This is a genomic window from Rothia sp. HMSC071B01 (assembly GCF_001808945.1).
Lineage (GTDB): Bacteria > Actinomycetota > Actinomycetes > Actinomycetales > Micrococcaceae > Rothia.
This window is the reverse complement of sequence record NZ_KV795077.1, coordinates 55,352-63,214: the sequence shown is the minus strand read 5'-3', so window position 1 is coordinate 63,214 and position 7,863 is coordinate 55,352. Positions and strand designations below refer to the sequence as shown.

3 protein-coding genes and 3 pseudogenes are annotated in these 7,863 nt (G+C 58.9%); all 6 read left to right on the top strand.

Annotation, left to right across the window (positions count from 1 at the left end):
- Positions 1-680: 680 nt before the first annotated feature.
- Positions 681-1,394, top strand: a pseudogene (locus tag HMPREF2527_RS07910) (IS256 family transposase); the annotation flags it as partial.
- Positions 1,395-1,447: 53 nt separating this feature from the next.
- Positions 1,448-2,797, top strand: coding sequence for an IS256 family transposase (locus HMPREF2527_RS07905; protein ID WP_049341892.1), 1,350 nt, complete (start codon positions 1,448-1,450; stop codon positions 2,795-2,797).
- Positions 2,798-2,830: 33 nt separating this feature from the next.
- A pseudogene (locus HMPREF2527_RS07900) lies at positions 2,831-3,355 on the top strand (transposase); the annotation flags it as partial.
- Positions 3,356-3,453: 98 nt separating this feature from the next.
- Positions 3,454-4,047: a protoglobin domain-containing protein gene (locus HMPREF2527_RS07895; protein ID WP_005505324.1), complete on the top strand. Its 594-nt coding sequence runs from the start codon at positions 3,454-3,456 to the stop codon at positions 4,045-4,047.
- Between the two features lie 324 nt (positions 4,048-4,371).
- The gene (locus HMPREF2527_RS07890) at positions 4,372-5,004 is read left to right on the top strand and encodes a site-specific integrase (RefSeq protein WP_314684801.1); all 633 of its coding nucleotides are present in this window, start codon (positions 4,372-4,374) and stop codon (positions 5,002-5,004) included.
- A 1,470-nt stretch (positions 5,005-6,474) separates the two neighbouring features.
- A pseudogene (locus tag HMPREF2527_RS07885) lies at positions 6,475-7,863 on the top strand (S-layer homology domain-containing protein); the annotation flags it as partial.

The window sequence follows — 7,863 nt, the reverse complement described above, 5'->3', positions numbered from 1 at the left end:
CGGAGGTCGCAGGTTCAAATCCTGTCCCCGCAACCAGAAAAACCCGGTATCTCAACGAAAAGTCGCTGAGATACCGGGTTTTGTTTTGCCCTGACGAGACCGAATCCCTATGTTATTCCCTACCTTTCAGCCAAACTCAGGCCCGTCGTCGAGGTGGGGGGAGGGGGGACTATCACCCAACATCGAGGACTATCATCCAACGCCCCTTCGGGGCGTATGACTATCTTCGCTCGTGCATGATCTCGTGGGAGGGAGGTTGCAGAGGAGGATTTTCACCGCCTAATCGGCGTTGATACCGGCTGTTTACCGCCTGAAAATGCAAAAGCGGTATAGCATTTTCCCTCGTATCTCAACCGAATCCCAACCCTTTACCGCCTTCACCGCCTAAAACCGAAAACTTTTATATATACACACGCATATGTAGGAAGATGAACACTCGCGTGTACACTTTTTAGAAATTAGGCGGTAGAGGCGGCAACACACCATGTTTTGACTGATATACCAACGTTTTCGATATACCGCTTAGCCTCAAACAGGCGGTAACTAAGCGGTGAAAGAGTAGCGTCCCGCATAGTGGTGTAACCGTGTGGTGGTCGGCTCGTTTGATATGGGTGCGGTCACCGTGTGATCCTTCGAGAAAGCTCTCTACTTCTGACTCGAAACGATTTGGAGGCACAACGATGACCGCTCCTCATATTATCGACCCTGCTGGCCTGCTTGGCGAGGCGTTATCCCAGGCATCCCCAGATTTGATGCGTTCCCTGCTCCAGCACGTGATCAACGCGTTGTTATCAGCGGACGCTGATGCGGTGTGCGGGGCCCAGTGGGGTCAACAAGATCCGCAGCGTCACACCAGGCGCAACGGGTATCGCTACCGGCCCCTGGACACCAGGGTCGGCACCATCGACGTGGCGATCCCCAAGCTGCGCTCAGGCACCTACTTCCCAGAATGGTTACTGCAACGGCGCAAACGCTGTGAAACCGCGTTGATCACAGTGGTCGCTGACTGCTACCTGGCAGGAGTATCCACGCGCCGTATGGACAAGCTCGTCAAAACCCTGGGGATCACAGGACTGTCCAAGTCCCAGGTCTCACGCATGGCAGCCGACCTGGACGAACACGTGGACCAGTTCCGCAACCGGCCCCTCCACGATGCCGGGCCTTTCACCTTCGTTGCCGCTGATGCGCTCACCATGAAAGTGCGCGAAGGAGGACGCGTCGTCTCGTGCGCGGTTCTGGTTGCCACTGGAGTCAACAATGACGGACATCGCGAAGTGCTGGGGGTGCGCGTGTCCACCAGCGAGACCGCTCCAGCCTGGAAGGAGTTCTTCGCCGACCTGGTCGCCCGAGGCCTCACCGGCGTGCGCCTGGTGACCAGTGACGCCCATCTGGGCCGGGCGTGTTCAATTGTCTGTGTATCCGTCTTTTTGTTTGAAAGGATTGATGCATGATGAATGATGATGATGTTGTTGTGTCTGGCGCTAGTGGGCGTGAGGCTGTGGAGGAGCTGCGTCGCTCGGGGGCGTTGGATGCGTTGTTTGAGCGTCTTGATGCTGGCGAGGTCGAGATGACGGGCAGCCAGGGGTTGTTGCCCGCGTTGCTGAAGGAGGCTTTGGAGCGCGGGCTTGCCGCTGAGCTTTCTGAGCACTTGGGGTATGAGAAGGGCCAAGCCAGCACGCAGGCGCGCTCGAACACGAGGAACGGCACGACGAAGAAGACCGTGATGTCGGAGGTGGGAGCCTTTGAGATCGAGGTTCCCCGGGATCGGGCAGGCTCTTTCACCCCACGCCTGGTACGCAAAGGACAGCGGCGCCTTGATGGCTTGGATGCGATGATTATCAGCTTGTATGCCGGGGGAATGACAGTGCGCGATATCCGTCATCACCTGGCTTCCACCATCGGCGTGGAGGTCAGTGCCGGGACGATTTCCACGATCACTGACGCGGTGTGCGACGCCGTGCTGGAGTGGCAGCACCGCCCCCTAGAAGCGTTCTACCCGGTGATCTACCTGGACGCGATCCGCATCAAAATCCGACGCGATCACACCGTGGAGAACCGGGCCGCTCACTTGGCGGTGGGAGTGGACATGGAGGGCGTCAAGCATGTGCTGGGCATCTGGGTCCAAGCCGATGAAGGAGCGGCTTTTTGGGCCCACGTATGCGCCGAGCTGGCCAACCGGGGCGTGCGCGATGTCCTGATCGTGTGCTGCGACGGACTTGCTGGCCTGCCCGAAGCCATCGAAGCGACCTGGCCCCAGTCCATGGTCCAAACCTGCGTCGTTCACTTAATCCGCGCGTCCATGCGTTTCGTGTCCTACAAGGACCGCAAGGCCGTCGCAGCCGCTCTCAAGAGCGTGTACAGCGCGCCCAACGAAGAAACCGCCCGAGCGGCGCTGGAAGAGTTTGCGGCCAGCGACCTGGGAGCACGCTACCCCCAAACGGTTGCGACCTGGCAGCGTGCTTGGCAGCGCTTCACGCCATTCCTGGCGTTCCCGCCCATGCTGCGCCGCGTCGTGTACACCACCAACGCTATCGAATCGTTGAACTACCAGCTACGTAAAATCACCAAGAACCGCGGGCATTTCCCCAGCGAAGAAGCCGCCATCAAACTCCTGTGGCTGGGAATTTGCAACATCGAAGACAAACGAGCCACCCAGCGCCTCACAGACGCAGGCAAACCCGCCAACAAACGAACAGCCCCCACACGCCTCATCCAAGGACGCACCACCACCAACTGGAAACAAGCCCTCGCCCAACTCACCACCGCCTACCCCGACCGAATCACCCCCTACCTCTAACCCCCATACACAGAAAAATTGACAGGCTCTCTGGGCCTGGTCGAAGCCATCGCAGCGAACCTACCCGGAGCCACCTGGCAACGATGCCGCACCCACTACGCCGCGAATCTCATGTCCATCACCCCCAAAGCGCTATGGCCCGCCGTCAAAGCGATGCTGCACTCGGTGTACGACCAACCCGACGCCGCCTCAGTCAACGCTCAATACGACCGACTCTTGGACTACGTGCACGACAAGCTCCCCGCTGTGTGTGATCACCTCGATCAAGCCAGGGCAGACGTCCTCGCCTTCGCGTCCTTCCCCACCGGGGTATGGACCCAGATCTGGTCCAACAACCCCAATGAGCGCCTCAACCGCGAAATCCGCCGACGCACCGACTCCGTGGGGATCTTCCCCAACCGCCAGGCCATCATCCGCCTGGTCGGAGCCGTCCTAGCCGAACAAAACGACGAATGGGCCGAAGGCCGACGCTACCTCAGCCTCGACATCCTCACCAAATCACGACTCACACCCCAACCCACCCAACAGGAGGAACCCCCACTCCAACTCAGCGCATAACCCACTCCGAAGGACACAAAACGATTACACCACTCCACAGGACTTGACCTGAGCAAGAGCACGTTCTACAATTGACGCATAAGTTCAAGGGGGTTCGCATGACCGCTTACGACCACTCGTCGGGGTACACCTACGGCACCGATGCCGTCCCCACGTCTCCGCTCACACTCGAGGATCTACGCCAGATTGAGGCCGCCGCGCACGTCCAGCCCGGTGACGCAGAGCTGCTCGCGCGAGCAGAACCCATCCTGGCGCCGCATGCCATGGAAATGGTCGACACGTGGCGCGGGATTTTGGCTCAAAAGACCTACCTGGCAGCACATTCCGCGCATCCGGATGGACAGCCGAACCCCGAGTACGCGCAGGCGTCAAAGCCCCGATTCGCCCAGTGGATCATCGACATGTGCACGCGCGAGCGGGATCAGGCGTGGTTGGACTACCAGTACCTGATCGGAGCTCGACACATGACCGCGGCGAAGAACGCGGCGGATGGGGCGGACTCGACGCCATTCGTGCCTCTGCGCTACGTGCTCGCCTTCATCGCGCCGACTGTGGAGGTCGGGCACCGTCTCCTGGCGGAGGGCTTCGAGGGCGCAGAACTGGACGCTGTCCGTGACGCGTGGACTCGCGCTGTGACTGTCGCCGTGACAGTGTGGGCGTATGCCTACCGCGATCACCCCGAGCAATTCTGATCCGGCGCTCGCCACCTACGACTCCCCCATCGGCCGCCTCACGCTTGATAGCGGTGTATTCGTCTTTCGCACTCTCTGACTGCTCTCCCTGGAAGCCTCAGTGGCTTCCAGGGAGAGCTTTCTTTCTGGGTTATAGGACACTACGTGTTGCTGGTTGGGTGACTTTTCGGCTTTCTGGTGCGGGAAAGTCACTCTTTCAGTTGGTCGTGTTTGCCTCGTTCCTGTGAATACTGCATCGTGCTCTGTGTGTGGCTGCCCCATGATCCGTCACGGTAAGAAGTCAACAGGAGGTCCTTTGAAGATCGCGGTGGTAGAAGTCCGCTCATCATCAAGGACCTCGACCTCTACCCACAACCCCCGACCAATACCTGGTCACCCACACTAGTACCACCCAAACGAGGCAGGTACACGCTAGAGGACCGCGTTGCCGTCCACCGCTGCTGCATCGACCTAACCCTGCTCCAAATGGCCACAGGGCTGCGCGTAAGCGAAGCAAGAACTCTCATGTGGGACGACATCATCACCGACGACCAAAACCGCCCAGCGTGCATTATTCGGGCTGAAAACGCCAAGACAGGCACCACCCGCGTCGCGGCTCTCGTCGAGCCTGCGGTCTATGAGCACCTTACCCGTAGACGAGATGAAGTCGGTGGAGCCTACGTTGTGGGCGCACCGCTCAACCCAGACACCGAGTGGGACAGATACAACGCTCAGAAGGCTCTCAAGGCGTTCTACAAGGATCTGGCTCGCGACTGCGGAGTGCCTCTGCTGGAGACCCACCGCACCCACGTCTGGAGAACCACCCTCAACACCATGTACCGCACGGACGTAGACGCGCTACTGCGTGCTCGAACGCTCGGCCACTCGGTCGATGTGAACGCACAGGCATACTCAGACCTGTCAGACCTCACAACGCTGTACGAGGCAGCCCGAGCACGGCGTAGGGAGGAAAGGTAGTCCCTACCTTATTCCCTATCTTTCGTGAGGATATGCCGGTAACTTCAAGTATCTTTAGGGAAGGATAAGGGGACGGTTACCGCACAATATCAACGATTACTTGGCTGTATCTCACTGTTTCATTAAAAAGAGATGCAGACCCCGGAGGTCGCAGGTTCAAATCCTGTCCCCGCAACGGATAACTCCCGATAGCTTTTAGCTATCGGGAGTTTTTTTATTCCCCAAAACCCGTACCCCCCCCGCTGACCTATCTCCTTCTGCCGTCCTCCTGTCACTCTCCGACTCACCCTCCGACCGCCGGCCTGCCTTCTTTCGCCACCTTCCTGCACCTTTCCTATTGGCGACCTGTCTTCATTTGCCGCCTACCTTTCTTCTTCTTGTGCTACCTTTCTGCCGCCTGCTGGGCGGCTTTCTTTATATCCCCTGCCTTCTGTAATCTGCGGAGGGGGTCTTCTGAGCCTTGTTGGGGCGGTGCTTCGGGGAGACTGATAGGGGCTTGCCCGCTGCCCCTTCGGGGTGTTTGGGGTGGATCTTCCTGCCTCTTGAAACCTCCTCACGGAACCTCCTTATGGAATTTCATAGAACCGTCGTGAAAGTACCCTGGACTGGTTTCGGAACGTCTCCCGATGCGTCTTTCGAGGTATTCCTCAGTCCGTCTATCGGGGCTTCAAGCGGGTGTGCCCATGGGGGTGGTGGAGTCACTTCCGAGCGGTTGCTGGAGGGTGGTTACGCCTTCTTGAGACGCTGCTTTTGAGCTCCTTGAAAGGGGATCTGAAAGGGGTCCTGAAGGGGGCTCTGGGGCGGGTCTCAAGAGCGTGATGAGGGGTCCGATAGGATGCCTGGGTGGGGGAGTGGCGAGGGGGCTGTTTTTGCCTCAAAGTGCATTCTCAAAGTGGAATATGCGAAAGGTGCCTATATTCCGGGCTTGGAAATCACCCGTTTTGCCCCGGAATTCCGCGGTTTTTGGCAAAAATTGGGCTTCGAGTGCAACAATTCACTCTGAAAGTGATTGTAATCACATACGAAACATTCAAGTTAATTGTAGAGTTTTTTGAAACTCTTTCAAAAAACGCTCAAAAACCCCGGAAAATCAAGGAAAAATAGCCCATTCAACCTCTACTTGAGGGTGATTCAAGTTAAACTAGAAGCTTAGAAAAAGCTCTTGTTAAGATTGAATCTTGTTCGATACCCAAAAATAGCCCCAAAAAACCGCTGGAAAAGGCTTTTTGACCTGGTAGCTTTGAGTACGTGGTCACCGCGGTCCGCCGCGTAGCTCTCCGAAATGAATACTGCACCCCTCCATCACACGAGGAAACCCCCGCAACACACACGGGACGGTTACTGGACTTGCTCCATGCGGCATCACATTCGCAGGCCGACCGCCTATAGGCTTCTCACCTATAGACCACCTATCACTCAACCACTCTCGGGCGTCCGCGCCCCACGAAACACCAACAACGAGGACAACCCATGGCACTTCGCCCCCGCACCGTTAAGGCTGGCTCTCTCGCAGCCATCGCCGTACCCTCCGTGCTCGGTAGCACCCTGGTAGCACCCGCTTCCGCATTCGCACCCGTCGTTCAGGACATCCCCGGCGCAGCTACCCAGGCTCCGAAGTCCCTGTTCACCTCCACCGTGCAGCCCACCCTCTCGCAGGTTGCTGTGCAGATCCGCCAGCAGGCAGAACAGGCAAAGCAGACTCAGCAGGCTCCCGCAACGACCGCGGTTCAGCCCATCCAGAAGACCTACACTGCCCAGGCAACTCAGCAGACAACCCCCTCGGCTACCTTCCAGTCCGCACAGGCGGCTCAGCCTTCCGCTCAGCCCACCCTGGCACAGGTTGCACAGACCCCCGCAGCTACCCAGGCTCCCGCAGCTACCCAGAGCGCTGCAACCCCTGCCGCGCAGCCCGCGCAGACCGCACAGGCTACTCAGGCGGCATCCGGTGTGGCAGCAACCCGCACCAACCAGACTTTCCTGTCCTACACCTCCCCGGCTGGTACCACCTCGCAGTACCACGTCTACGCTGAGGGCGTGGACTTCTCCAAGCCCGTTGGCGTGGTCTTCTACTTCGACGGCGACTACTGGCGCAACGACCAGTCCAAGGTCTACGACCCCTCCGGTGAGCTGGCTCAGATGGCTGCATCCGCAGCGGCACAGAACATGCTGTTCGTGCCCGTCATCTCCCCGGACGCCAACCGTTACGACGCTGGCGTGACCTGGTGGGAAGACATGGAGCGTAACGGCGAGTTCTTCCGCTCCTTCGCTTCCTCCTTCATCGCGGCTAACGGTGTGGACTCCTCCAACGTGTGGACCATGGGCTACTCCGGTGGCGCTGAGTTCATCACCTACGAGCTGAACACCAAGCCCCAGACCTGGCGTAACGGCGGCGGATCCATCATGGTCGCTGGTGGTGGCCTGGACGAGGGCACCCCCTCGGCTGCGCTGAAGTCCCAGCCCATGTTCTGGTACGCAAACTCGAACGACGGTACCGGTGAGACCTACCCGCAGACCTGGAGCGCACGAGGCGCCGTTGAGGGCGGCTACGACGCCTACCTGGCTGCTGGATACACCAATGCTTCCGCGACCGTACTGAATGGCTCGGGCCACTTCGACTACAACTTCTCGCAGATTCTGAGCAACTCGCTCACTAAGGGCAAGGCAACCGCTGCTCCCAAGGCTGAGCAGAAGACCGAACAGAAATCTGAGCAGAAGCAGCAGAACACTCAGCGTGCCCGCACCATGAGCTCCGCAACCTACCAGAGCTACACCTCCCCGGCGGGTACCACCTCCCAGTACCACGTGTACGCGAACAACCTGGACTACTCCAAGCCCGTTGGCGTGGTCTTCTACTTCGAC